Below are 24,811 nucleotides of genomic sequence, written 5' to 3'. Positions count from 1 at the left end.
TCTTTCTTTTATTTCTTTTTAATCCAAAATTTAATGAGTTTATCATCTTGTTCTGTATTTAATATTGTATGTCCTGCATTTTTGGTCCAAGCTGGAAGGTCATTTAAAGCACCTCGGTCAGTTACATGAAGTTCTATGACTTGTCCGCTTTTCAATGAATCGATACCTTTTTTTAATTTAACTATTGGCATTGGACATGCTAAACCACTAACATCTACAACGGAATCTACCTTTATTTCATGTGTTTGTTCCTCAACTATTTCTGTTTCACCAAGGTCGTTTGTTTTCGTCTCAACATTTTTATTTATATTGCTTCCATATACAGAAGAATACGTTTTCCAACCGCCATCCACGTTTTTAACATGGTAACCATTATTTTTTAGAATCCGACTTGCTAAATATCCTCTTAAACCAACCTGACAGCTTACATAAACAGTCTTATCTATTGGGATTTCAGTTAGTTTATTTCTTAGGTCGTTTAGGGAGATATTAATTGAACCTTCAATAAAACCAAATTCACGTTCTACTGGTTCGCGAACATCAATCAAAAGTCCACCTTCTGATACAATTTGATCAACCTCATGCCATTGGATTTGTTCTATTTCACCCTCCATGATATTCGTCGCCACATAGCCTGCCATATTTACAGGATCTTTGGCTGAAGAAAATGGCGGTGCATAAGATAATTCTAAATTCGTTAAATCTTCAACTGTTAATCCACCCTTAATAGCTGTAGCAATTACGTCCATTCGCTTGTCAACACCGTCTGAGCCTACTGCCTGAGCACCAAAGATTTTTCCAGTTTCTTTATTAAAAATTAATTTTAATGCAATCGGTGCTGCCCCTGGATAATATCCGGCATGAGAACTTGGATGAATATGAACAACTTCATAGGAAACACCTAAACGCTTTAATGTTTTCTCATTATTTCCAGTAGCCGCCACCGTTAGATCAAACACCTTTGCAATCGAAGTACCTAATGTTCCTTGATACTTCTCTTTTTTACCCATCATGTTATTTGCAGCTATACGTCCTTGTCGATTGGCAGGTCCAGCAAGTGGAATCATTGCCTTTGTACCACTAATATAATCGACCACTTCGACAGCATCACCGACAGCATATATATCTTCATTAGAAGTTTGAAGGAATTCATTAACAACGATCCCTCCGCGCTCTCCCAATTCCAGTCCTGCTGTTTTAGCAAGTTCATTTTCTGGTCTAACTCCGATTGAAAGAATGGTCATATCTGTTTGGATTTCCGTTCCATCCGATAGGATAACCTTATTGCCTTGATCTGCGAAGGATTGAACACCATTCTCTAGGATTAACTGAACCCCTTTTTCTTTTAAATGGGCGTGCAAAATAGCAGCCATTTCATAATCGATTGGTGCCATAATTTGATTAGCCATTTCAATAAGAGTCACTTCCATACCTCTATCAGCGAGGTTTTCAGCCATTTCAATTCCAATAAATCCACCACCGACAATCACAGCTTTTTTAGGATTATTGTGATCTACATGGTTTTTGATTTTATCCGTATCAGGAATATTTCTTAATGTAAATAGTGTTATATTTTCTCCTAATCCAGGAATAGGAGGAACGATTGGTCTAGCTCCAGGAGATAATAATAGCTTGTCATAAGACTCTTCATAAACTTCGCCATTTTGTAGATTTTTAATCGTAACGTTTTTGTTTTCTGTGTCTATGCTCAAAACTTCACTTAAGTTGCGAATATCAAGGTTAAATCGATCTGACATTCCTTTTGCGGTTTGTACTAACAACTTACTTCTATCCTTAATGGTTTCGCCAATGTAGTAAGGTAATCCGCAGTTTGCAAAAGAAATATGCTCTCCACGTTCAACTAGAACAATTTCTACATCTTCACTAATTCTTCTTAATCTTGCTGCAGCTGTAGCTCCACCCGCAACTCCACCAACAATGATAATTTTCTTAGTCATAATAATTTCCCTCCATATTTGAATATCTTCGTATATAAACTATCTTTATCGTTATATTTAATCTCAAGATATACCCCTGTAGGTTTATACCTATAAGGGTATTATAAGCCGAAAAAAAATAATGTAAAGACTCTATTCCATTTGTTCACAATTCCTTCATAATTTTGAAATTCTATTTAATTATGATAAAAAATTGGAAGGTACCCGCCCTATCCTAATCTTCAACCAACCAATACGTATTAGTAAAAATTAGCTTTGCAAAATAGAAAAAAACTTGATAACTCAAGGTTACCAAGGCTCTGTTTGATGATCTGAGAGGGATTCGAACCCCCGACCCCTACCCTGTCAAGATTGTTTCATTAAATCAAACTAATACAAAAAACACCGTGTTAATTACGGTGTCTTTATGTGTGCGATATTAAGTTTTGTACTTCTAAACAGAATTCGATACCAATATAGGTGTTTTTACGTTAACTGCATAGTTGTAATACAAGTTCCGTCATTCTCAAAGGTAGAAATTTCTGATTCCGTTACTTTCCCATCATGCTCAATCTTTATTCGATATTTTTTATCACGCGGAAGCCATAAGTCCAAAAATCCGTTCGTTTGGGATTTCACTTTTTCATCCTTTATTACATTGCCATCCATATCTTCAATGTATACGTCGAACTCTTCTTCAATCAACTCTCCTTGACAACCTGTCAAGCTATGATTCGTTCAAGGGTGAGTTTCATTAACATAAGGTGCAATAGAAACGAAAAAGTCTTCCTCTGACAAGTCATAAGCTAACTCGTTTCCATCACTTTTCTTGATAATTAACTCTTGAGAAGTAATGGATGCTGTATCGTTTGTTGTTTTATTTGAACTATAATCGCTTACTAATTCTCCAATGTTTTCAACTTCTTTGTCCTTTATAGAAGCTTCTTCATTGGAATCTGCTTGTCCGCAACCAACTAATACTGCTGACATAAATAAAATTGGTAGGAAAATTTTTGCCTTCATAAAACGTCTCACTTCCTTTTCCTTTCTGTCTACAAAACTAGTATACCTTCTTTTCTCCTTTCAATATGTGCCGCTTACTTTTTCCAATATATATATAAATGACATATTTTTTCATTTAATATACTCCTTAACTATAGTAAATAGTTATGAAGAACATTTGAAGAAACAGATTGAAATTATGTTTGTTTTGTGAATAAGTTAACATTATTACTTAAAAAGATAAGGAGAATTAATACAATAAAAAGATCCTCTAGACCCCAAAGTATAGAGGCCTTCTCTCCTAGTAGCTCATTAAAATAAAGAAAACATCCAAAGTTTTTCTTATAATATTTTGAATTTAATTTCTTTTTAATAGACTATTGTTCTCTGAAACATTATAGTGTTATGCTGTGTTAGTGTTCTAATATGGTAACGCGCTAAAGTATAATATTAATCAAAATAAAGGTGGTCCTATTATTATGAAACGTTTAGCAACAATGGTTCTAGTAATCGCAGCAATCTTTACTATAGTGACAGGATGCTCTTCTAAATCGTCAACAGACAAAGAAGACAACACGCTAGTAATTGGCATTGATGATAAATTTGCTCCAATGGGATTTAGAGATGAGAAAAATAAAATAGTTGGTTTTGACATTGACTATGCAAAAGCAGTTGCAGAAAAAATGGGTACGGAAGCTAAATTCCAGCCCATTGACTGGAAAACAAAAGAAGCAGAGTTGAGCAGCGGTCGAATTGATCTTATTTGGAATGGTTACACTATTACAGATGAACGAAAGGAAAAAGTTCTTTTTACAATGCCTTATTTAAAAAATGCTCAAGTGGTTGTTACATTGGCTGATTCAAACCTTATTGAGCTTGCTGATTTAGAAGGAAAGGTGGTAGGTTTGCAATCCCTTTCTTCCGCATCTGATGCCTTGAATGCCGCACCAATTAAAGAAAAAATTAAAACTGTTACAGAGTTTTCCGATAATGTTCAAGCCTTAACTGACCTCAAGAGCGGTCGACTTGATGCCGTTGTGATTGATGAAATTGTTATCAATTATTACATGACAAAAGAGCAGGAAACATTTAAAGTGCTAAATGAATCTCTTGCACCTGAAGAATATGGAATCGGTGTTAAAAAAGGTAATGAAGAATTACTGGAGAAGCTTCAAAAAGCTCTAGATGAACTAAATGATGACGGCACTGCTGGAGAAATCTCAGAAAAATGGTTTGGTGAAAATAAAGTATTAAACTAATAGCAAATATAAGCAAAACAGGATTTCCGCTGGGAAACCCTGTTTTGTTTTGGAGGAATCCTAAATGTCTGTAGATTATTTGATTTCAATATTGGGACCGATGCTCGAAGGAGCTCAAATGACCGTCCTGTTGTTTTTAATAGCCATTGTGGTTTCTATTCCACTTGGCTTTCTGTTAACCTTGGCAGTGAATAGCAGTATCAAGCCTATATCTTTGCTTGCACTTATTTATATTTATGTCATGCGTGGAACACCGCTATTATTGCAATTATTGTTTATATGTTTCGGACTTCCGATGCTCCCGGTCGTTGGAGAATACTTAGTACTAGACCGATTTGTAGCTGCTTGTTTGGGATTTATCCTAAACTACACCGCTTATTTCGCGGAAATTTTCCGTGGGGGGTTACTGGCAATTGATAAAGGACAATATGAAGCTTCTCAAGTGCTTGGTTTAAATAAGTGGCAGACACTTTCACGGATTATCCTGCCCCAAATGTTCCGCATCGCCCTTCCTTCTGTAGCCAATGAGTCTGTGACATTGGTTAAGGATACTGCACTTCTATATGCTGTAGCTGTTCCGGAATTATTACACTTTGCTCAGACGGCTGTTAATCGTGACTTTACGATAGTCCCGTTTTTCGTTGCTGGTATTATTTATTTAATCATCACACTTGTTTTAACGATGTTCTTTAAATGGCTCGAAAAACGGTTCAAGTTTGAATAAAAAGGAGTGGCGCATGTGGCAATTATCGAAGTATCCAACTTAAAAAAGTCTTATGGCAAGTTAGATGTTCTAAAAAAAATTACTTTTGATGTAAATAAAAATGATGTGGTTGCAGTAATCGGCCCCTCCGGTTCAGGAAAAAGTACGATGCTCCGCAGTCTAGCCCATTTAGAAAAAATAGACGGTGGAAGTATCCTCGTGTCGGGGCAACATCTCGTGAAGGAAGGTATTTACCCTAAACAGCAAGAAATTAAACAAATTACGAGAAAGATGGGCATGGTTTTTCAGCACTTTAATCTGTTTCCTCATCTAACAGTAAAAGAAAATTTAGAGCTTGCTCCGAAAATGGTAAAGAAGGAATCTACATCTGAAATCGAGCAGCGGAGCAATGCCCTCCTAGCTAAAATCGGGCTCACTAGTCATACATCAGCATATCCATCACAGCTCTCAGGGGGTCAAAAACAAAGAGTTGCCATCGCTAGAGCTCTTATGATGAACCCTGAAATTTTGCTATTTGATGAGCCAACTTCCGCATTGGATCCAGAGCTGACAGGGGAAGTATTGCAAGTAATGAAACAGTTGGCGGAGGAACACATGACCATGATTGTTGTGACGCATGAGATGGGTTTTGCTAAGGAGGTTGCCAACCGTGCAATGTTCATGGATAACGGTGAAATCATTGAATCCAGCCACCCATCTGAGCTATTTGCAAATCCAAAGCATCAACGTACTAAATCCTTCTTAAACCGAAGTTTAAATTAAAAATAAATGTATAACAAAAGGCTGCCGACTCAAAACTAATCGTCAGCCTCTTCAATTTACTCTTAGCTATACATAACTTCTTTAACTCGTCTTAATTTTAGTTCTTTGCATATTCCATGTACATAGGCTGTAAAGATACCAACCAAAATAACAGAGCAATTAGCAGTATAATCAGCATATGAAAAAGCAAGGTCTATTGGGACCTTGCTTTTTATATATTCTTATTTATCATTTTGACTATATTAGGTAAATGATATACTTAAAGTAAAATCTTTAAAAGGAGAATGCTATTATGGTCATCCAACCAAATATGTCATCAAAATCAATTATTGAGATTTGGGAAAACACCATAGATGTCTTTCAAAAGCACAATATTTCAATTTCAGAGGTCGCCTTAGAAAAAGTAGTTGAGAGGAATATTCTTAATTCACTAATCAAGAAATTAAATGATATTGTAGGAAGTTCTTCGGCAACTTGTATTGAAGGTGGCTGACAACTTCCATCCAAAATGGAGTAGGTAACTCCTTTTATTTTTTTGTTTTTTTACATTCCCTAACAACTTTCGTATAGAAATTAGCAAGTAATTTAGCACTCAAATTAACATATTCTGTACTAGTCAAATGATAACTATGTAAAAATAGAAAAAGCCTTGATAACGCAAGGTTACCAAGGCTCTGTTTGATGATCTGAGAGGGATTCGAACCCCCGACCCCTACCCTGTCAAGGTAGTATTCTCCCGCTGAACTATCAGATCTCTTATTAAGGTACATATTTAATTATAGTTAAAATATATGGAATGTCAATATGTTTTTCCTATTGATCAGGTAACAACAAACAAGAACATTTGTTTTTGTTCCATTGATTAAAGAACGAATGTTCGCATATAATAATAGTATATAACAAGAAAGGTGGGCTTTATTATGGATGGGCTATTATTACGTGCGATCGAAGAAAAAATTCCGTTAGAGATGATTTACCTTTCCGGAGACAAACAGATTTCGCAGCGGAAATTGATAATCAAAGAAGTGAATGGTGAATATATCCGCGCTTATTGCCTGCTCCGTAAACAAATGCGCACCTTTCGTCGGGAAAGTATTTTGTCCCTTCTTCCCCCTCAACAAAAACGATATCTTCATTAAAAGAAACCAAAAAGGTATTTCCCCCTTACTTATGATAAAATGCTTTTGTATATACGAAACATTGGAGGGATTGCCGCATGGATTTTCCTAGAGGAACGATAAAAGAACTTACCTTTCATAGTAGGGAACTCGGTGAGGAAATGGAGCTCCTCATTTATTTGCCTGCTAATTTTTCTCCTTTATATAAATACTCACTGTTAATTGCCCAGGATGGCAGGGATTATTTTCAGCTTGGCCGAATTGGCCGGTTGGCAGACGAGTATCTAAATAAGCGAGAAATTGAAAATATTATAATCGTTGGGATACCCTATAAAAATGTCGAGGACCGTCATAAGAAGTATCATCCTAACGGTGAACAAAATCAACCATATATTAGATTTCTCGCCCATGAATTAGTACCATTCTTGGATAAAGAATTTCCCACCTATCATATGGGTTCTACAAGAGCAATGATTGGTGACTCCTTAGGTGCTACAGTCTCGTTAATGACAGCCCTTCAATACCCTCATACATTTGGCAAGGTGTTACTACAATCGCCATTCGTCAACGATCAGGTGATTAAGATGACTGAGAATTTTGCTGAATCACAGCTGTTAGATATTTATCATGTGATTGGCAGCAAAGAAACAGAAGTCAAAACAACGAGTGGTAAAGTTAGTGACTTCCTAACACCAAACCGTAAGCTATCAAACTTCTTTATGCAAAAGTCTTTTACATACTTTTATGAGGAATTTAATGGCGACCATACCTGGACCTATTGGCAGCCTGATTTAAAACGTGCGCTTAAAATGATGTTTTAACTTTAGATTCAGCGTGTTTTATGTCATTTTATATTATTTGAAAATTTGCTATAATAACAAGAAGACCTTTTTACTTGATGATCACCAGAATAATTATGGATAATTGGAGGTTTATGTATGAAATTTGGCGTTGTTATCTTTCCATCAAAGAAACTTCAAGATTTAGCAAATTCCTATCGCAAGCGTTATGACCCTCACTATGCACTAATTTCTCCCCATCTAACATTAAGGGGCTTTGAGGCAACGGAGGAAGCGGTCGTTGACCTGGCCGAACAATTACGTCAAATCGCTGCGAATACGAACTCATTTCCATTAAAAACGTCCAAAATCAGCTCTTTCCAACCAGTTAATAATGTCATCTATTTTAAAGTAGATCCCACCGAAGAGCTAACCAAGCTGCACTCAGAAATCAATGAACTATTCAGTGAGCAAACTCAAGAATACGCCTTTGTCCCTCATATTACGATTGGTCAAAAATTATCCAATGATGAGCACTCCGATGTTTATGGCTCATTAAGGATGACGAGGATCAACCACGAAGAAATTGTTGACCGGTTCCACCTTCTTTATCAATTAGAGAATGGATCCTGGACTGTATATGAAACATTTAGGCTTGGAAAGGAATAAGATAAAGTGAATGTAAAAGTTGTAGAGAGTGAAAAAGAATTGGAAGATGCTTTTTCGGTTAGAAGAACCGTTTTTATTGATGAACAAAATGTCCCACCTGAAGAAGAGATTGATACTCTCGAAGAGGAAGCCACTCATTTTGTTGCCTACGATGAGGGATCGCCCATTGCTGCTGGCCGATTACGCGTGGTTGGCGGCTACGGCAAGATAGAACGAATTTGTGTGTTACAAGAAGCTAGAAAAACGGGGACAGGAAAAGCATTAATGAATAAAATCGAAACCTATGCACTGGAAAATGGGATTGACAACTTTAAGCTAAATGCGCAAACACAAGCTATTCCCTTTTACTCGCGTCTTGGCTATGAAGTCGCATCTGAAGAATTTTTAGATGCAGGAATCCCCCATCGAACAATGATTAAACATGTTTAATTTCACAAAGCACTTGTCCATTTAAGCGGCAAGTGCTTTTTCTTTGGATAATTCAAACACTTTTCGATACTTGCGGTTTTTGTTATGATGGAGTTTGTGTATCTCACAGATAAAGAGGCTAAAAAATGAAAACTGCTATATACCAAAATCGAAAGATTGTTCTGGAGCAATTAGCTCGGGAACAATATCAAAAAATATATTTATCAGGAAAAAACGGGGACCTCAGCTGCCCTGTTTGTCATGAGAAGGTGCGTCTGTTCCTTGGCATCCAGGGTCAGCCACGATTCTATCATGTGAATTCACCGGAGAAGGATTGCTTAATCCCTACGGTGGATGTAACCGAAAACGAGACGGAAACCATCTATGTAGAGCGGAATGGATTTCGAATTCCGCAAGGCCGCACCATAATAAAATCAGAGAAAAGTGCAGATTTATTTCGACCAGCGAGAGCAATTGAGAGTAAGGCTTCCTTTATAAAGGCAGAAGCAGTTGCAGTTACCAACACTGAACAATCCGGATATCTTAAGGCTCTTGCGGATAATGGCGTAGTTTTAGATCAAAGCCAAACTACAGCAGTCACCGAAATAAATGGGTCATTATTGGTCTTGGCTGGTGCCGGAAGCGGTAAAACACGTGTGTTAACCGCCCGAACTGCCTATATGCTAAATGATGCAAACATCGACCCGCGCACCATTTTGCTTGTTACCTTTACATCAAAGGCCGCAACTGAAATGAAGAATCGCCTTCTTTCCTACCCGCAGATGCGAAGAGAAAAAATTAATCAACTGGTGACAGGCACCTTCCACAGCATCTTTTATCGGATTCTGATGTTTCATTCTGGTAGTAACTGGTCTTCAGAGCGCTTGTTGAAGAAGGAATGGCAGCGGGAGAAAATACTGAAAGAGGCTGGAAAAGAGCTTGAGTTATCAGAAAAAGAGTTTGCTTATGATTTAGCCCTTCAACAAATCGGCTTTTGGAAAAACTCGCTTGTCTTACCTCATGAGGTGAAGCCTGCTTCCGAATGGGAAGAGAAGGTCGTGTTCCTTTATAAGAAATATGAGGAATACAAAACAAATGGCGGATATTTTGATTTTGATGACATGCTTATCGGCTGTTATCAATTACTCAGTTCAACCTCTGAACTTCTTGAACAATACCAAAATCGTTTCCACTATTTTTTAATTGATGAATTTCAGGATGTAAATAAGGTCCAATACGAACTTATTAAACTGCTTTCGGGTAAAAATAGAAATGTATGTGCCGTTGGTGATGATGATCAGTCGATTTATTCATTCCGTGGAAGTGATCCAAGCTATCTGCTTGATTTTGAAAAGGATTTCCCTTATGCAAAACTTGTCACACTTGAACAAAACTACCGCTCATCACACGAAATCGTTTCCTCCGCTAATGAAATGATTGCGAAGAATAAAGTTAGAAGACCTAAAAAAATGAAGGCTCAGTTTTCCTCAGATACACCTCCCTTGCTTTTTTTCCCTTATGATGAGGAGGAAGAAGCAACGATGATTGTGACAGACCTGCAAGCGAAAATTGCTCAAGGAGCAAATCCTGCTGATTTTTCGATACTTTACCGAACAAATGCAGGTTCGCGGGCAGTATTTGAGCGCTTGGCAAGTTCAAACCTGCCTTTTAAAATCGACCTCGATGCAGAGGCTTTTTATGATCGTTATATCGTTAGATGTGCGCTTTCGTTTCTAAGAATAAGCATAAATGAAGAGGACCATCACGCCTTATCAGATATTTTACCGTTGTTATTTTTAAAACAAACAGTGTTGAAGGATTTAAAAGCGGAGAGTATTCTGAGAGATTGCAGCTATCTGGAATCGCTATCACATTTGAAAACAAAGCATCAATTTCAAGAAAAGAAATTGAAAAAGGCGGTACAGCTGATTCGTTCATTGAAATTTTCTTCTCCACTGAAGGCTATAGAAACGATTGAGAAAGACATAGGTTTTCTTGAGTTTTTGAAGAAACGGGGGAATGACTCTAATCAGCTTGAAAAAGGGTCGGATGACCTGAAAGACCTGAAAGTGGCTGCAAAAAGCTTCGAGTCCATTCAGGCATTTGTGGCACACGCCGAGCATATGTCTGCAATGAATAAGGAAATAAAAAATTTGAGTAAGCATTTCACGGATGCGATTAGCCTTAGTACGATTCACCGGGCAAAAGGCTTGGAATATGAAACCGTATATATCATCGGTGCAGTCGATGGCAGTCTACCGCATGACTATGCCCTAGATAGCTACCGAAATGGTGATTTTACCGGCCTCGAAGAAGAAAGAAGACTCTTTTACGTCGCAATGACACGAGCTAAACAGGAGTTATTTATCTCCGTGCCACAGCACCGAAGAGGCAAAAAGGCAAACCCTACACGGTTTCTGGCACCATTATTGAAAAAGAAAAAACAATAATAACAAGTTCCTTTACGTGGAGAAACAGCGGAAACTGGCATTCAAAGAAATAATATTTGAAGAATCATTCCTTTGAACGGAAAAAGGCAGCAAGTTCGCTGCCTTTTCCATTATTTCTTATTAATCATTTTCGAAATAGTATTAAAATCAAGCTGTTTGCCATCATTGACAATGGATTTAACAATTTTATCCTCTGTTTCTTTATTTACTTGTTTATTGGCAATTTGCGATACGCGGCGAATGACATTACGGACAGTTTTTTCATCTTTAAAATTAGCATTTTGCAGCGAATTGGCTAATTCCAAGATATCACTCATATTGACTCCCGTTTTCTTCTCAACGTTTTTAAAGAACCCGTTATCCATATTTAAAATTCACGCTCCTTTATAAACTACTTTATAGTGTATGAAGGAACGCTCAAAAAGGTGAATAGAAAAGGCTAATACCTTCCAAAACCCGGGCTAAAGAATTAAAGAAAAGGCTGGCCACCTTTGTGGCCAACCCCTTCTTCATTGCAATCATCGGCAATTTCTTAATAAAAGCTAGCACCGACAATGATTAACAGAATGAATAATACGACGATCAATACAAAAGTTGATCCGCCGCCATAGCCATATCCGCCGCCATAGCCGCCATATCCGCCACAGAACATAAAATGTCACCTCACTTCATAAGTCTCATTAATAACATATGAGAATAATCAGCAAAGCGTACTAGGCACTTAGAAAATGAGCCTCCGTTTAAAGCCATTTTTTTATCCCTTTGGTTTAAAAAGCAAAGCACCGATAAATCCAAAAACAATCGCGGCTGAAATTCCCGAGCTGGTTACCTGGAACATTCCAGTTAACACCCCAATGATTCCATGAACTTCTGCATCCTGCATTGCACCATGCACTAAGGAGTTTCCAAAACTGGTGATTGGGATGGTAGCACCGGCTCCTGCAAAATCGACTAACGGTTCATATAATCCAAAGCCATCCAAAATGGCCCCAGCTACAACAAGCAGACTTAATGTATGCGCTGGTGTTAGCTTGGCAACATCAAATAACAGTTGGCCGATCACGCAAAACAATCCACCAACGACAAACGCCCAGAAAAACATTGCTAACAAAACGATTACCTCCCCACTTCATTCATTTCAATTGCGACAGCATGTGCGATACACGGAATGGATTCTTTCTGTTGAAAGCTTAATGGTGATAATAGAGCGCCCGTAGCTACAACTAGAATCCTTTTATACCTACCGTTCTTCATTTGATTTAGGATATGCCCATAAAGTACCGTTGCCGAACAAGCCGCCCCACTTCCGCCAGCCAGAACAGGTTGGTCCTCTTTATACATGAGTAAACCACAATCCTGAAATTGCCCGCGTGTAAGGCTTAGCCCACTTTTATTGATTAGTTCAAACGCAGTGTCATGTCCGATTCTTCCCAGGTCGCCTGTGAGAATTAAGTCATAATAGGAAGGATCTATTTCCAAATCACGAAAATGGGCGATAATCGTATCTGCAGCGGCCGGAGCCATTGCCCCTCCCATATTAAATGGATCCGATAAACCCATGTCAATTACCCTTCCAATCGTTGCTGATGTCGTGACGGGCTGCTGCTGTGTTGGATCATTGGAAGTAACTAGGGCTATACCTGCCCCGGTAACCGTCCACTGCGCGGTCGGCGGCTTCTGTCCGCCATATTCAGTTGGATAACGGAATTGCTTTTCTACGGCCGCATTATGGCTTGATGCGCCTGTTAACACATAACTCGCCCCTTGATAATTGACAACGAAGGAAGCTAAGGCCAAACCCTCCATAGAAGTTGAGCAAGCACCAAACAAACCGAAATAGGGGATTTTCATCGTCCTTGCGGCGAAGCTTGTGGGTGTAATTTGATTAATTAAATCTCCGGCAAATAAAAATTGTATCTTTTCTTTGTCAATTTTACCTTTTTCTAAGGTTGCCGTGATCGCCTCTTCAATTAGTAACCGATGCGCCTTTTCGTAAGAGTCACTCCCCATCCATAAATCCTCATGTAAGATATCAAAGTCATCTGCTAAATTGCCATTCGCTTCAAAAGGACCGCCAGTAACGCCCGTTGCAGCGATCATCGGCCGGTTTGTGAAAATCCAAGATTGATGCCCTTTTAACAATTACAAAACCCCCCACATTCCCAGTAACGTCTTAATTAATGCAACAACAAAGGCGGAAAAAACACCGAAAAGAATCACTGAACCAGCTAGCTTAAACATATTCCCGCCGACACCTAAGACAAACCCCTCTGTCCGATGCTCAATCGCTGCAGAAATAACTGCATTTCCAAAACCGGTGACAGGCACCGCACTGCCTGCTCCAGCAAATTGGCCAAGGCGGTCATACACACCAAAGCCGGTCAGGAGCATGGATAAGAATACCATTGTGGCAACAGTGGGATTACCGACATTTTGTTCTGTAAAGTGGAAAAAGTAAATATAAAAATAACTAATGGCTTGGCCAATTGCACAGATCACGCCACCAACCCAAAAGGCTCTAAAGCAATTCTTCAAAACCGGTCTCTTCAATTCATGCTTTTGTTGCATCTGCTGGTACTTTTGCTGCTGAGGCGTCATTTTTTTTTGTTTGTTTGCCACCATATTCTTCCTTTCTTACTTCATATCCGTTGTCATTTTTACAAGTTCATTTAGCCGTTTCTCCGCTTTTCTGTCAGATACATTTCCTTTTTCCATCCTCTCATTTAGCCGGATAACCTCTAAAAAAATTTTATAATCACTTGATACAACAAAGTCTTCTTTTGGAAACCTTTCTTCAAGCATTTTGTTAAGGTCTTTTTCGATCTTTTTCATTCTAAACCGCTGCATATGTTTTACCTTATAAACAACCAGCGTTTCCTTATTCCCTTCTACTACGGCAACATCATAAATCTCATTGATGTCACTTACTTCTTTTTCAATTTTTTTAACGCGGTCATGATTGCTATTTTGTTTCGTCACTACTGGGCTTGGGTTCGTCGTTTTCATTAGCGCCAGTTGACTTTCATTTGCTTGTTGATTTTGGCTACAGGCGGCCAATAGAAAAAAACTTGTTACTGCAATCAGTCGTTTCATTCGGATCATTTCTTATCCTTCCTTAGTCCATTTTTAAAGTAACTACTACATAGTAGTTTTTTCGACATTGACGAAAAATATGACTAAATAGCAAATAAAAAAACTGCTAGGCTACTCCCTAGCAGTTTTAATCCTTATCTTTGTGTTTTTTTTCCGCAGCCGCAGCCTTTTTTCTTAACAGGCCTTTGTGTTTGTGAACCAGCTACTTTCTTACTCTGTTTTTGCTTATTCATGTTCTCATCTCCTTATTAACGCTTGACTACTAATTAGAATATGCTCGCAAAAATAATCTTGTCTCATCAAAAGACTATTTTTAAGCAATTTTAATCAATCCAAATTTGGAGAAGTGATTCCAGGATTGATGCTAATCCAGCAATGGCGGCAATAAGTATAATGGGCATAAACAAAGTTGAGAGATACAAGAAACCTAAAACCAATCCAGTTGACACCCAAACTCCTGTACACCAATAACAACTGAGAAGTTCACCGAAAAACTTTTTAACAGGAGTGCTTTTTGGAGAGTAATAAACCTCAATCATTCCCTCCTCATTTTCTTCCTCTATTTCATCAAAAAAAGGAGTACGGAGGAACTCTGTTATTTTATCAAAAACAATTAGCCGTGTTAGCCGAAAACAGGCTAATGCCAATAGTATAATATCCAAAAAATTTATATCCATTACACTTTGTCCCTTCCCTATAAGTGCCTAATTTTAGCAAATAAGGCGTTTGTCCGTTACCCAAGCTGGCCTTCTGAAATATGTTAGTAATGTAAGATGTATTTGACGATAAGGAGGAGTATTTAAATGGGTTGTGGCAGAAATAGTGATGACTTTCGCAGCAAAAATTGTGTTTGCGATGTGGTCCGTGCAATAAAAGAAATCCAGGATAACGCAGTTGAAGATGATGATTGTCCAGATTGTCCCAGCTGTTTTATGGAACCGCTAGGTTCATTAGTTTCACCGACAAGAAGAGAACCGGTGGACACTCGTGTATTTGTGTTAAAAACAGCTGATGGCTCACCATTCCATGCTTTCTTTAGTGGAGAAAATAACGCATGCGTATCGATTTTCTTCCGTGTAGAGGAAGTATTTGAGAATTGCTGTGCGACACTTCGTGTGTTAATTCCAGGACGCAGAGAAGGTGGAAACTTTCACCCAGTGAACCTTGTTGCAGGCGGAGAAAAATGCTGTATTAACCTTGAAAGAGTTTGTCAGGTTGAGCGTTTCCGTGCTAGCAATGACTGTATCACGGTTGATTTAACATGTTTCTGTGCAATACAATGTATTGCCGATGTAAACCTTGGTCTTTGTGACTAAGATTTTAGGACTACTACAGGAAAATGAAATGAGCCAGTCGATAAATCCGGCTGGCTTTTTTATTTACCTTTTTAACCCAATCATGATAACATTGGTTATTTGATTAGCAGGAATGGTCTCTGATGTTTGATTCGGAATTTGAATGGTTACTTCATTTTCTGTGTATGACAGCAAATAACCTTGATAATTCTTTTCTTCCGTATAAAATACACATGGGACAGGCGACAAAGATTTCGGGAAATTCCCCAGATACTCCAAACGCTCGCATACGTTCATTTCCTTAAAACTTTTGACTTTACTAAACGAATGCCGATGTTTTTCAACTTTCTTCTGAACTTCTGTAGACTCAGCTTTCTCTTTCTTTGTCTTTTCTGAAAGTTGTGCTTTCTCAAGTGAGACTTCAAACGCTTTTTTCTTGTTTTTTTCCTCTTTTGGCTGTGGTTCTTCAGCAGGTATCTGAAGCTCCTGCCTGCTGGTAAATACCTCCTGCATATTGTTGGCAGGAACTACTGAAAAAGTTTGCGAAATATATAATAATGGGCCTCGTTTTGTCTTTTCCTCCACGCAAAACACCTCCAATACATAAGCCTTCCCTCTATATGTATGCCAATTACCTACCCTCGTTCTTGTCCAATAAAAAAAACACACTCAAAAGGGCCTGCTAAATTAATAGCAGGCCCCGATGCTTATAAAATATGATACCCCGAATCGACGTGGATGTTTTCTCCCGTAATTCCGCGTGAAAGTTCACTGAATAGGAATAATGCCGTGTCACCGACTTCTTCTGTCGTTGTTGCCCGTCTCAGTGGCGCTCTTTCCTCAACCACCCTTGTGATCTCATTGAAATCACCAACCCCTTTTGCTGATAACGTTCGGATTGGACCAGCAGAGATGGAATTAACACGAATACCTTCTTTTCCAAGGTCAGCAGCTAGGTAACGAACACTTGCATCAAGCGAAGCTTTTGCTACACCCATGACATTATAGTTTGGCAGGGTACGCTCGCCGCCTAAATAGGTAAGTGTCACAATGCTTCCGCCTTCAGTCAGCAATCCTCTCGCCTCTTTTGCAACTGCTGTTAATGAATAGCTACTGATATTATGCGCTAACAGGAAGCCTTCTCTTGTTGTGTTCAAATATTCGCCTTTCAATTCCTCTTTGTTGGCAAAAGCAATGCAATGGGCGACTCCGTGAATGGTTCCTACGGCTTCTTTAATTTCACCGAAGCACCTTGCAATATCTTCGTCACTTGTTACATCACAAGGCAGCACAAGTGTACCTTCTGCTTCAAGTGACTCTGCTAGTTCACGTACATTGCCTTCAAGTCTTTCCCCTGCATAAGTAAAAATTAAGCGAGCGCCTGCGCTATTCAATGAACGGGCAATCCCCCAGGCAATACTACGTTTATTGGCTACACCCATTACGACATATGTTTTTCCAGCTAATGAGAGATTCATATTAAAATTTCTCCTCCTAATTACCACATGTTATTAATACTTGGTACTAAGTTTACACTACTCCGTCAAAAATGAAAAGCATCTAACCTTAACTGAGGATAGCTAATAGAATTCCAACTCCCGTTTCAACTCATCCACGTATTCCTTTGACCCGGTAACAATCAAGCGATCGTTTAGCATTAGCTCTGTATCCCCATGAGGAACTAGTGAGTCCTTGCCCCGAAAAATTCTTACAATGATGACATCACCAGTAAAGGGAAATCTTCTTAACGTCATTCCATCAAACTGTTCGTTCAGCATATTTATTTCATATAATCCGGTTTCCTTGTTTGTTAAGATATTGATTACATTTGGAGATTCAATTAATGCCCTTAGCAGTGCTTTTGTTGCATTTAAGGCAGAGAATATCTCAATATTCTGTTCACGCAAGCTTTCTTCTAATTCTGGTCTTTCAATCCTGGCAATCACACGGTCGACTCCCCTTGCTTTAATCGCAATTGAAAGTGCCGCATTTAATTCCTGATCACCCGTTGAGACTACCATCACATCCGATTGAAGGGCATCTGTCTTCGCAAGGGTGTCCAAGGTGTAGTCCTCAATTTCCACTAATTCAAAGACAGAGTTAGCAATCTCCTTTTCAGATTTCTCCATTTTTTTATGATATAGCATCGGTTCATATAAACTAGACTTTAACTCTCTTGAAACAGGGAGTGTCATTTGATTTGCCCCAATAAAGGAAATTTTAACCTTTTTGTCTACTTCTGCTTCCTTAGGAAACAGCTTTTTAAAAGCTATCGGTGTAAAAATTGAGGAAATGACTGCTACCAACATAAGCGTACCGCTCATCTCAGCAGTGATGATCCCCATCCGTTCCCCAATAGTAGCTGCCGCAATCACGAGTGATAATGTAGAGGTTAATAAAAATCCAGAAGCCAAAACAATCTTCGTGCTGTACCAAATTTTAAGCAGATAGACAGGAATCATTTTCGATAGGAGTAATCCAATTAATAAAAGCGGGATTAATAATAAAAGCTTTTTATCGGCAAATAAGGACCAAATATCTAGCTCAACACCAATCATTACGAAAAAAATCGGGATTAAAAAACCATAGCCAAAAGAGTCGAGCTTATGGATGAGTTCCTGATTAGGTGAAAGTAATGAAACCAACACTCCTGCCAGAAAAGCTCCAAGGATGTTTTCAGCCCCCACCGTTTCAGACAGTCCAACTAATACAATAATGAGCATAAATACTGCCCGCGTTCCAATTTGCACAGTACCCTTCGACATCGACTCAAGCAAGAGGCGACTTTTAAATTGCTTTCCAATGAAATACAGCACGATACCAGCAGCAAACAAGATGAGAAGCAGCCATGTATTTCCTCCTGATTCATTTAAGGAAACAAACACTGCCAGCAGAATTATCGTTACTAAATCAGCAATAACCGCAACCAATAAGATAATTTGACCGATTGTTGTCTTCATTAGGTTTTCTTCTTTTAATGTCGGTACGACTACCCCTAAGGATATGGTCGAAATAATCAGTGTCATCAAGAATACACTGTCAATAAATCCAGCAAGTACAAATAAATAAGACAATCCAAGAGAAAAGACAAATATTCCAATAAATATTAGCGTTGCCGCTAGAAATGAATTAGGTTCCTTCTTGCCATTTGGTAATACTGAACGCCTTTTCCCTCCTGAGAAAGCGGTAAAGTCAATCTCTAGCCCACTTAAAAACATAAGAAAGATAAATCCAAGGGTAGAAAGTGTTGATAGCCACATATCTTCGTGAACGACATCGAACCCACTTTTCCCAATGACAAGCCCCATAATAATTTCGGCAACAACTACCGGAATAAAATTTAATTTAAGCCGATGAAGTAGAATAGGCGTTAAAAAAGCAATGGTTACAACAATTAACAGTGAAAGTACGGATGCAGGCTGCTCCAAGATTCATCCTCCTCCTCTACAAAAAAGAAATTTTTATAAAAATACACAAAAACACAGAAAATAAAGAACAAAAGGCGCAAGCGTCCGTTTAACGAAAGGAAGTAACCATCCAATGAAAATTGATATCATCGGAGACATCCATGGTTGTTTACCAGAATTCAAAAAGCTTACAGTTCAGCTCGGCTATTACTGGGATAGCGGGATACCGCTTCACCCTGATCAAAGGGTGTTAGGTTTTGTTGGCGATTTAACCGATCGGGGTCCTGCTTCATTACAGGTGGCAGAAATAGTTTGGCGTCTCGTCATGGACCAGAAAAAAGCCTATTACACACCAGGAAACCATTGCAATAAACTATATCGCTATTTTCTCGGTCGCAAGGTTCAGGAAACACATGGACTTGAAACAACGGTTGCCGAGTATAAATCATTAAACAAGCGTGAGCAGCATTCCATCCGCAATAAATTTATTGAACTATATGAAGGTGTCCCACTGCATTTAGTATTAGACAAAAAGAAGCTTGTTATTGCTCATGCAGGAATTAACGAAGACTTGATTGGCAAATCAAATTCAAAAGTGAAAACCTTTGTCCTTTATGGAGATATTACCGGTGAAAAACATCCTGATGGCTCCCCAATTAGAAGGGATTGGGCTAAGGAGTATACAGGCACTGCGACCATCGTATATGGTCATACACCAGTAAGAGAGCCCAGAACAATCAACAATACCATAAACATAGATACAGGAGCTGTCTTTGGTGGAAAGCTGACGGCACTTAGATACCCAGAAATGGAAACCGTTTCGGTAGCTTCTACTATGCCATATATAGAGGAAAAGTTTAAAAGTTTTGCTTAAAAAGTGATGAAATTTCTACAAATACCTACAAATTTCCTAGGAAATCTACAATATTCAAGGGATAAAAGGCTGATCTCTTCATTAAGAGTCAGCCTTTATAATACAATCCAAATCTGTAGGGAGCGGTGCTAATAAGATCATTTCCTGACGGGTAAATGGATGAGTAAATTTGATGCTTTTACAATGAAGGGCTTGGCGTTCAATAATGGCTGTATCTCCACCATATAAATCATCACCTACTAACGGATGACCAATAAAGGACATATGAACTCTGATTTGATGAGTTCTGCCGGTCTCTAACTGAAGCTCGACATGGGTAAAATCCTTATGTCTACCGATTACATTAAAATGTGTACAGGCATATTGACCGTCAGACCGGACTTCCCGCTCAATTATGCTGTCATCTCTTCTGCCTATTGGATGCTCAATTGTACCTTTTTGCTGCTCGATTCTTCCTTGAGCAAGGGCTTCATATATCCTTTTTACCATACCGCGTTGCTGCTGTTTACTAATTAAGTGATGAACATGGCGATGTTTAGCAATTAGGACAAGCCCTGATGTATCACGATCTAAGCGAGTAACAATGTGTGAAGTCGCTTCGATGCCTATTTTGTGATAATATCCCACTAATGCATTAGCAAGGCTCCCGCTTGGATGCTCACGGGATGGTATCGTACTCATTCCTGGCGGTTTATTAATAACGAGCAAAAACTCATCCTCAAACAGAATATCTAGAGGAATGTTTTCACCTTTTAACCCTTCACTCGGATTCTCAGGAGGAAATATAATCGTTACCTTATCACCATGACACAGACGAAAACGAACGTTAACTTCCTTGTCATTTACCAGAATTTTTCCGCTATTAAATTTGATATCTGTTAAGGCTGTTCGAGATATTTCTTTTTCCTTAAGAAATTCCTTTAACAGACTTCCTGCATACCCTTGCTCCACAATCCAATGAAGTTGAAAACGCGATTGCATGTTTTTGCCTCCGGACTAAAATTTAATCAGAATCGGATATAAAGGAATCATGTACTCTTTTCCAAAAAGGGAAGGGACGGAAACGGGCAAAGCGAATTCTTTCATCCGGGACCCTGAATTGTATTGATTTTACATCCTTATGCAACAGTGTCAGGTGATCAACAGTCACCTGGAAATCAACACGATTAACCGGCTTTAACATACAAGTATGATGCGCTGGAAGGATAAGAGGCGATCCGACGGTTCGAAACACCCTGTTATTAATCGAGGCCATTTCTGCCACTTGGAGCGCTGGAATGGACGGATGGATGATTGCTCCTCCAAGTGCTTTATTATAGGCTGTACTGCCAGAAGGAGTTGAAACACAAAGCCCGTCACCGCGAAAGCGTTCAAAGTGCTGGCCTCTGATTTCAACATCCATGACTAATGTCCCTTCAACACTTTTAACCGTTGATTCATTTAAAGCAAGATATCGTGATTCCTTGCCTGCATGCTGATATCTAATAATCACTTCAAGGAGAGGGTATTCAACAACCTGATAGGGCGTTTTAGCAATTGCAATGACTAGCTTTTCAATTTCTTCTGGTGTCCAATCAGCATAAAAACCAAGATGTCCAGTATGTATCCCGACAAAGGCCGTTTTATCCAAGCGGCTGCTATAGCGGTGGAAGGCATAAAGAAGTGTTCCGTCCCCGCCAATCGAAACGACTATATCTGGCTGGTCCTCATCATAAATAAGATCAAAATCAAGTAAATAGGTCCTCATCTTGTGCATTAGGATATTTGATTTCTGATCTCCTTTGGAGGTAATGGCAAATTTCATGATTTTTTCTCCTTGTAGTATGGTTTGCTGGCAAATGAGCTATTAATCTTTCTCTTCTTGTTTTAGCTCTTTCTTTCTTGTAAAGAATGCTTGTGCATCTTGAATTTCTCCGCGAATTAAGGACATTTCCTCATCAAGCCTAAATGCTGCTTCCGCTGCCCGTTTCAGCCTCATTTGAATATCTGTAGGAAAAACCCCTTTATACTTATAATTTAGCGTATGTTCAGTTGTCGCCCAAAAATTCATCGCTAAAGTCCTAATTTGTATCTCTGCAAGAATCTTTTTTTCCCCTTGGATTGTTTGAACAGGATATCTTATAACAACATGATAAGAGCGGTAGCCACTTGTCTTTTTATGTGAAATATAATCCCTTTCCTCAACAACTTCCAAATCATTGCGGCTTCTTAACAGACTTACCACATGATGGATATCGTCCACGAATTGACACATGATTCGCATCCCTGCTATATCCTGCATTTCCTCTTCTAATTTATTTAATGGAATGCCTTTTTGATTAGCCTTATCAAGAATACTTGCGATTGGCTTTACTCTGCCAGTAACAAATTCAATCGGCGAATGAGTAGAAATCAGTTCAAATTGACCTCTCATCCCTTTTAATTTTACTTTGAGCTCCCCAACCGCTTGCTTATACGGGGCTAAAAATTTGTCCCAGTGCTTCATCCTTCCACCTCAACGAAACAAGATTATATAAAAAATTCCCATTTGCTTTCACTCTATTATTTTAGCATATTCTTCCCATTTCTCCCAAGGATTGCAGTTTGAATATGTCTTAAGATAGAATGAAAAGCATATGCAGAAAGGAATGGAACAAAATGTCTGAAACAATTGAAATTGAATTTAAAAATATGCTTACAAAAAGTGAATACGAAAAATTGCTGGATACATTCAAGATAACAGAAACCCAAATATTCAGCCAAGAAAATCATTACTTTGATACACCCGATTTTGCGTTGAAACATAAAGAGTCAGCACTAAGGATAAGAGTTAAAGAGAATATTTATGAAATGACACTAAAACAGCCTCATCAAATAGGGCTTCTTGAAACAACTCAGATTTTAAATGAAGAGGAATTTTCTGCAGCCATTAAAAATGGGATTCTACCAAGGGGGATTATTTACGATCGCTTAACCAGTATGGCTGTTTCCTTTACGGATGTTGAATATTTTGGTTCACTAGTTACAAAAAGGGTAGAAATCCCTTATAAGAATGGTTTACTTGTATTTGATCATAGCCTTTATTTAAATAAAGAGGACTATGAATTAGAATACGAGGCCCAGGATTATCATTTGGGACAACAAATATTTCTAGAGTTACTTAATCAACATACTATTCCCCAGCGGACAACCGAAAATAAAATACGTCGTTTTTATCGCCATAAAAAAAAAATAACCAGTAATTACTAATTAATCACTGATTCCATCATGATTCCAAGAAACTAGCGGATTTTCGTGTATATTAATACGGTGGAGATGTTTGGAATTTATATTTTCTAGGCGGTTTATTTGAGATATGAAAATCGCATTGATAAAATATAAATACAAAGCATATTAAAAGGAGTTGTCAACATGATGGAGAAGAAGGCTGCACCCTTTGAGGTGATCGGCGAAGAAGTATTACACCGCCTTGTGGACACTTTTTATGGTCTGGTTGGTCAACATCCTGATCTAGCTCCAATCTTTCCAAATGAATTTACCGAAATTGCCCGCAAACAAAAGCAATTTTTAACACAATATCTTGGGGGGCCTTCATTATATTCAGAGGAGCATGGTCATCCGATGATGCGTGCAAGGCACTTACCTTTTCCTGTTACCCCAACTCGTGCAACAGCATGGTTATCTTGTATGACTCAGGCAATGGACAAGACTGGCTTACAAGGTCCTGTCAGGGACGAATTCTATTCAAGGCTCCATCTCACCGCCCAGCATATGATTAACACACCTGACACTATTGAAAAAGCAGGAGATATTTCGTGACGAATATGGGAACCCAGGGCCCGAAGCATCATTGCCACGGCAATGATAAAAAGCCAATTGAAATATACATGTTTATTGACCCCTTATGTCCTGAATGCTGGGCACTTGAACCAATCGTAAAAAAGCTACAAATTGAATATGGTCGGTATTTTTCCATTAGGCATGTGCTTAGCGGACGAATCTCAAATTTAAATTTAAGTAAAAAGAAGAATTATGAAACGATCGCGGAAACATGGGAAAAGACGGCAAGCAGATCAGGGATGTCTTGTGATGGCACCCTATGGCTTGAGAACCCAATTGATACGCCTCATAATGTCTCTATCGCCTTAAAAGCAGCTGAACTACAGGGGCGACGTGCCGGAATCCGATTTCTTCGAAAGCTGCAAGAACTACTATTTTTGGACAAACAAAATATTTCTAATCTTAATGTATTAGTAGATTGTGCAAGGAGCCTTGGATTAGATGTTGAGGAATTTATTAATGATATTCATTCGGAAAGTGCTGCTAAAGCCTTCCAATGTGATCTAAAAATCACTTCTGAAATGGACGTACAGGAAATACCAACTCTCGTTTTCTTTAATGAGAATGTTGAGGATGAGGGAATTAAGATTACGGGTACCTATCCGTACGAAATTTATGTACAAATAATGGAGGAAATGCTGTCAGAAAGACCGATCCAATCACAGCCGCCACCATTAGAATCTTTCATTAAAATTTTTAAATTTGTGGCTGCAAAAGAAATCGCTGTTGTTTATAACAAATCGATTCCGCAAGTTGAACGAGAAATGAAAAAACTGCTGTTACTACAAAAAGTTGAGCAGGTTCCCGCAAAATACGGGACCTTCTGGCGATATATCGAAGATTAAAGGAGTTTGGATGTAAAAAATCCAGGCTTTTTTATTTTATCTATTATTTGTCAATAAATATGAAAAGACCCTGCAGTTACAGCTGCAAGGTCTTTTTCTATAAATACGAACAAAGGGGATGGGAGAAATTTTTCACGGTCAAACAAAGGGGTATATGTTTGTTGTGATCAACTTCACGTATAGAATATACCATGGGATTGAATACATTGACAATGTGTTTGTGTGTTATTTCACATTATTGTCAAAATATCATATTATCGGGGGTTGGACAATACACTAAAGATAAATAGCTTATAAAAGGTGGATTGCTTGATGAACAAATTGCCTCTTGTCCTTATGTCCCTTTTTTTTGTCACAGCCTTTTTCCTAT

At 38.5% G+C, this 24,811-nt stretch carries 29 protein-coding genes and 1 tRNA gene; 14 read left to right on the top strand and 16 right to left on the bottom strand.

The annotated features are described in order from the left end of the window. Positions 1 to 8: 8 nt before the first annotated feature. On the bottom strand, positions 9 to 1,958 hold the full coding sequence (locus NSS81_RS19480) for a CoA-disulfide reductase (RefSeq protein WP_342430292.1): 1,950 nt from the start codon (positions 1,956 to 1,958) through the stop codon (positions 9 to 11). 465 nt (positions 1,959 to 2,423) lie between these two features. Beyond that, positions 2,424 to 2,960: a CueP family metal-binding protein gene (locus NSS81_RS19475; protein ID WP_342430291.1), complete on the bottom strand. Its 537-nt coding sequence runs from the start codon at positions 2,958 to 2,960 to the stop codon at positions 2,424 to 2,426. Between the two features lie 458 nt (positions 2,961 to 3,418). Here NSS81_RS19475 and NSS81_RS19470 point away from each other — a divergent pair, with 458 nt between their 5' ends. The 4 genes from NSS81_RS19470 to NSS81_RS19455 all read left to right on the top strand — a co-directional run bounded on the left by NSS81_RS19470 (position 3,419) and on the right by NSS81_RS19455 (position 6,177). Continuing rightward, positions 3,419 to 4,198, top strand: coding sequence for an amino acid ABC transporter substrate-binding protein (locus tag NSS81_RS19470; protein WP_342430290.1), 780 nt, complete (start codon positions 3,419 to 3,421; stop codon positions 4,196 to 4,198). Positions 4,199 to 4,262: 64 nt separating this feature from the next. Continuing rightward, positions 4,263 to 4,922: an amino acid ABC transporter permease gene (locus tag NSS81_RS19465; RefSeq protein WP_342430289.1), complete on the top strand. Its 660-nt coding sequence runs from the start codon at positions 4,263 to 4,265 to the stop codon at positions 4,920 to 4,922. Between the two features lie 15 nt (positions 4,923 to 4,937). Beyond that, positions 4,938 to 5,684 carry an amino acid ABC transporter ATP-binding protein gene (locus NSS81_RS19460; protein WP_342430288.1) on the top strand — a complete coding sequence of 249 codons (747 nt, stop codon included), beginning with the start codon at positions 4,938 to 4,940 and terminating at the stop codon, positions 5,682 to 5,684. A 292-nt stretch (positions 5,685 to 5,976) separates the two neighbouring features. After that, a complete protein-coding gene (locus tag NSS81_RS19455; protein ID WP_342430287.1) occupies positions 5,977 to 6,177 on the top strand; it encodes a hypothetical protein in 201 nt (66 codons plus the stop codon). A 189-nt stretch (positions 6,178 to 6,366) separates the two neighbouring features. Here the strand turns inward: NSS81_RS19455 and NSS81_RS19450 are convergent. Beyond that, positions 6,367 to 6,438 (bottom strand) — tRNA-Val (locus NSS81_RS19450). A gap of 166 nt (positions 6,439 to 6,604) precedes the next feature. Between NSS81_RS19450 and NSS81_RS19445 the strand changes: the two genes are divergently transcribed. From NSS81_RS19445 to NSS81_RS19425, 5 genes are all read left to right on the top strand, one after another. Next, the gene (locus NSS81_RS19445) at positions 6,605 to 6,823 is read left to right on the top strand and encodes a hypothetical protein (protein ID WP_342430286.1); all 219 of its coding nucleotides are present in this window, start codon (positions 6,605 to 6,607) and stop codon (positions 6,821 to 6,823) included. 77 nt (positions 6,824 to 6,900) lie between these two features. Then, positions 6,901 to 7,623, top strand: coding sequence for an esterase family protein (locus NSS81_RS19440; RefSeq protein WP_342430285.1), 723 nt, complete (start codon positions 6,901 to 6,903; stop codon positions 7,621 to 7,623). A 117-nt stretch (positions 7,624 to 7,740) separates the two neighbouring features. Next, positions 7,741 to 8,250, top strand: coding sequence for a YjcG family protein (locus NSS81_RS19435; protein WP_342430284.1), 510 nt, complete (start codon positions 7,741 to 7,743; stop codon positions 8,248 to 8,250). Positions 8,251 to 8,256: 6 nt separating this feature from the next. Then, complete coding sequence (locus NSS81_RS19430; protein WP_342430283.1) at positions 8,257 to 8,679, top strand: GNAT family N-acetyltransferase; 423 nt, start codon at positions 8,257 to 8,259, stop codon at positions 8,677 to 8,679. A gap of 125 nt (positions 8,680 to 8,804) precedes the next feature. Continuing rightward, positions 8,805 to 11,108: a UvrD-helicase domain-containing protein gene (locus NSS81_RS19425; protein ID WP_342430282.1), complete on the top strand. Its 2,304-nt coding sequence runs from the start codon at positions 8,805 to 8,807 to the stop codon at positions 11,106 to 11,108. Positions 11,109 to 11,218: 110 nt separating this feature from the next. On the opposite strand, the gene NSS81_RS19420 is transcribed toward NSS81_RS19425, so the two are convergent. The 7 genes from NSS81_RS19420 to NSS81_RS19390 all read right to left on the bottom strand — a co-directional run bounded on the left by NSS81_RS19420 (position 11,219) and on the right by NSS81_RS19390 (position 14,878). Continuing rightward, positions 11,219 to 11,473 carry a stage VI sporulation protein F gene (locus NSS81_RS19420; protein ID WP_342430280.1) on the bottom strand — a complete coding sequence of 85 codons (255 nt, stop codon included), beginning with the start codon at positions 11,471 to 11,473 and terminating at the stop codon, positions 11,219 to 11,221. Positions 11,474 to 11,640: 167 nt separating this feature from the next. Beyond that, entirely contained in the window at positions 11,641 to 11,760 is a 120-nt protein-coding gene (locus tag NSS81_RS19415; protein ID WP_342430279.1) for a YjcZ family sporulation protein, read from the bottom strand. Between the two features lie 102 nt (positions 11,761 to 11,862). Next, entirely contained in the window at positions 11,863 to 12,219 is a 357-nt protein-coding gene (gene spoVAE, locus NSS81_RS19410; RefSeq protein ID WP_342430278.1) for a stage V sporulation protein AE, read from the bottom strand. A 5-nt stretch (positions 12,220 to 12,224) separates the two neighbouring features. Continuing rightward, positions 12,225 to 13,250: a stage V sporulation protein AD gene (gene spoVAD / locus NSS81_RS19405; RefSeq protein WP_342430277.1), complete on the bottom strand. Its 1,026-nt coding sequence runs from the start codon at positions 13,248 to 13,250 to the stop codon at positions 12,225 to 12,227. Next, entirely contained in the window at positions 13,251 to 13,730 is a 480-nt protein-coding gene (gene spoVAC, locus NSS81_RS19400) for a stage V sporulation protein AC (protein ID WP_342430276.1), read from the bottom strand. Between the two features lie 12 nt (positions 13,731 to 13,742). Next, positions 13,743 to 14,210 carry a YhcN/YlaJ family sporulation lipoprotein gene (locus tag NSS81_RS19395; protein WP_342430275.1) on the bottom strand — a complete coding sequence of 156 codons (468 nt, stop codon included), beginning with the start codon at positions 14,208 to 14,210 and terminating at the stop codon, positions 13,743 to 13,745. Positions 14,211 to 14,524: 314 nt separating this feature from the next. Next, a complete protein-coding gene (locus NSS81_RS19390; RefSeq protein ID WP_342430274.1) occupies positions 14,525 to 14,878 on the bottom strand; it encodes a DUF1360 domain-containing protein in 354 nt (117 codons plus the stop codon). Positions 14,879 to 15,004: 126 nt separating this feature from the next. Between NSS81_RS19390 and NSS81_RS19385 the strand changes: the two genes are divergently transcribed. Continuing rightward, positions 15,005 to 15,517, top strand: a complete 513-nt coding sequence (locus tag NSS81_RS19385) for a CotY/CotZ family spore coat protein (protein ID WP_342430273.1) — start codon at positions 15,005 to 15,007, stop codon at positions 15,515 to 15,517. Between the two features lie 63 nt (positions 15,518 to 15,580). Here the strand turns inward: NSS81_RS19385 and NSS81_RS19380 are convergent, their stop codons facing one another. The 3 genes from NSS81_RS19380 to NSS81_RS19370 all read right to left on the bottom strand — a co-directional run bounded on the left by NSS81_RS19380 (position 15,581) and on the right by NSS81_RS19370 (position 18,924). After that, a complete protein-coding gene (locus NSS81_RS19380; protein WP_342430272.1) occupies positions 15,581 to 16,081 on the bottom strand; it encodes a CotO family spore coat protein in 501 nt (166 codons plus the stop codon). Between the two features lie 122 nt (positions 16,082 to 16,203). Then, positions 16,204 to 16,974, bottom strand: coding sequence for an enoyl-ACP reductase FabI (gene fabI / locus NSS81_RS19375; protein WP_342430271.1), 771 nt, complete (start codon positions 16,972 to 16,974; stop codon positions 16,204 to 16,206). 102 nt (positions 16,975 to 17,076) lie between these two features. Then, entirely contained in the window at positions 17,077 to 18,924 is a 1,848-nt protein-coding gene (locus NSS81_RS19370) for a monovalent cation:proton antiporter family protein (protein WP_342430270.1), read from the bottom strand. A 112-nt stretch (positions 18,925 to 19,036) separates the two neighbouring features. Here NSS81_RS19370 and prpE point away from each other — a divergent pair, with 112 nt between their 5' ends. Further along, on the top strand, positions 19,037 to 19,777 hold the full coding sequence (gene prpE, locus NSS81_RS19365) for a bis(5'-nucleosyl)-tetraphosphatase PrpE (protein ID WP_342430269.1): 741 nt from the start codon (positions 19,037 to 19,039) through the stop codon (positions 19,775 to 19,777). An 81-nt stretch (positions 19,778 to 19,858) separates the two neighbouring features. On the opposite strand, the gene NSS81_RS19360 is transcribed toward prpE, so the two are convergent. From NSS81_RS19360 to NSS81_RS19350, 3 genes are read right to left on the bottom strand one after another with little or no spacing between them, the layout of a single operon-like run. Continuing rightward, complete coding sequence (locus NSS81_RS19360; RefSeq protein WP_342430268.1) at positions 19,859 to 20,758, bottom strand: RluA family pseudouridine synthase; 900 nt, start codon at positions 20,756 to 20,758, stop codon at positions 19,859 to 19,861. 22 nt (positions 20,759 to 20,780) lie between these two features. Next, complete coding sequence (locus tag NSS81_RS19355) at positions 20,781 to 21,581, bottom strand: NAD kinase (protein WP_342430267.1); 801 nt, start codon at positions 21,579 to 21,581, stop codon at positions 20,781 to 20,783. A 42-nt stretch (positions 21,582 to 21,623) separates the two neighbouring features. Next, entirely contained in the window at positions 21,624 to 22,262 is a 639-nt protein-coding gene (locus NSS81_RS19350) for a GTP pyrophosphokinase family protein (protein WP_342430266.1), read from the bottom strand. A 152-nt stretch (positions 22,263 to 22,414) separates the two neighbouring features. Here NSS81_RS19350 and NSS81_RS19345 point away from each other — a divergent pair, with 152 nt between their 5' ends. From NSS81_RS19345 to NSS81_RS19335, 3 genes are all read left to right on the top strand, one after another. Then, entirely contained in the window at positions 22,415 to 23,005 is a 591-nt protein-coding gene (locus NSS81_RS19345) for a CYTH domain-containing protein (protein ID WP_342430265.1), read from the top strand. Between the two features lie 162 nt (positions 23,006 to 23,167). Then, a complete protein-coding gene (locus NSS81_RS19340; protein WP_342430264.1) occupies positions 23,168 to 23,575 on the top strand; it encodes a globin in 408 nt (135 codons plus the stop codon). 5 nt (positions 23,576 to 23,580) lie between these two features. Further along, entirely contained in the window at positions 23,581 to 24,441 is an 861-nt protein-coding gene (locus tag NSS81_RS19335) for a ClpXP adapter SpxH family protein (protein ID WP_342434081.1), read from the top strand. Positions 24,442 to 24,811 lie beyond the last annotated feature (370 nt).

This window comes from Neobacillus sp. FSL H8-0543 (assembly GCF_038592905.1).
Taxonomy (GTDB): Bacteria; Bacillota; Bacilli; order Bacillales; family Cytobacillaceae; genus Neobacillus.
The sequence above is the reverse complement of the archived record's forward strand: the minus strand, read 5'-3'. Positions and strand labels throughout refer to the sequence as shown.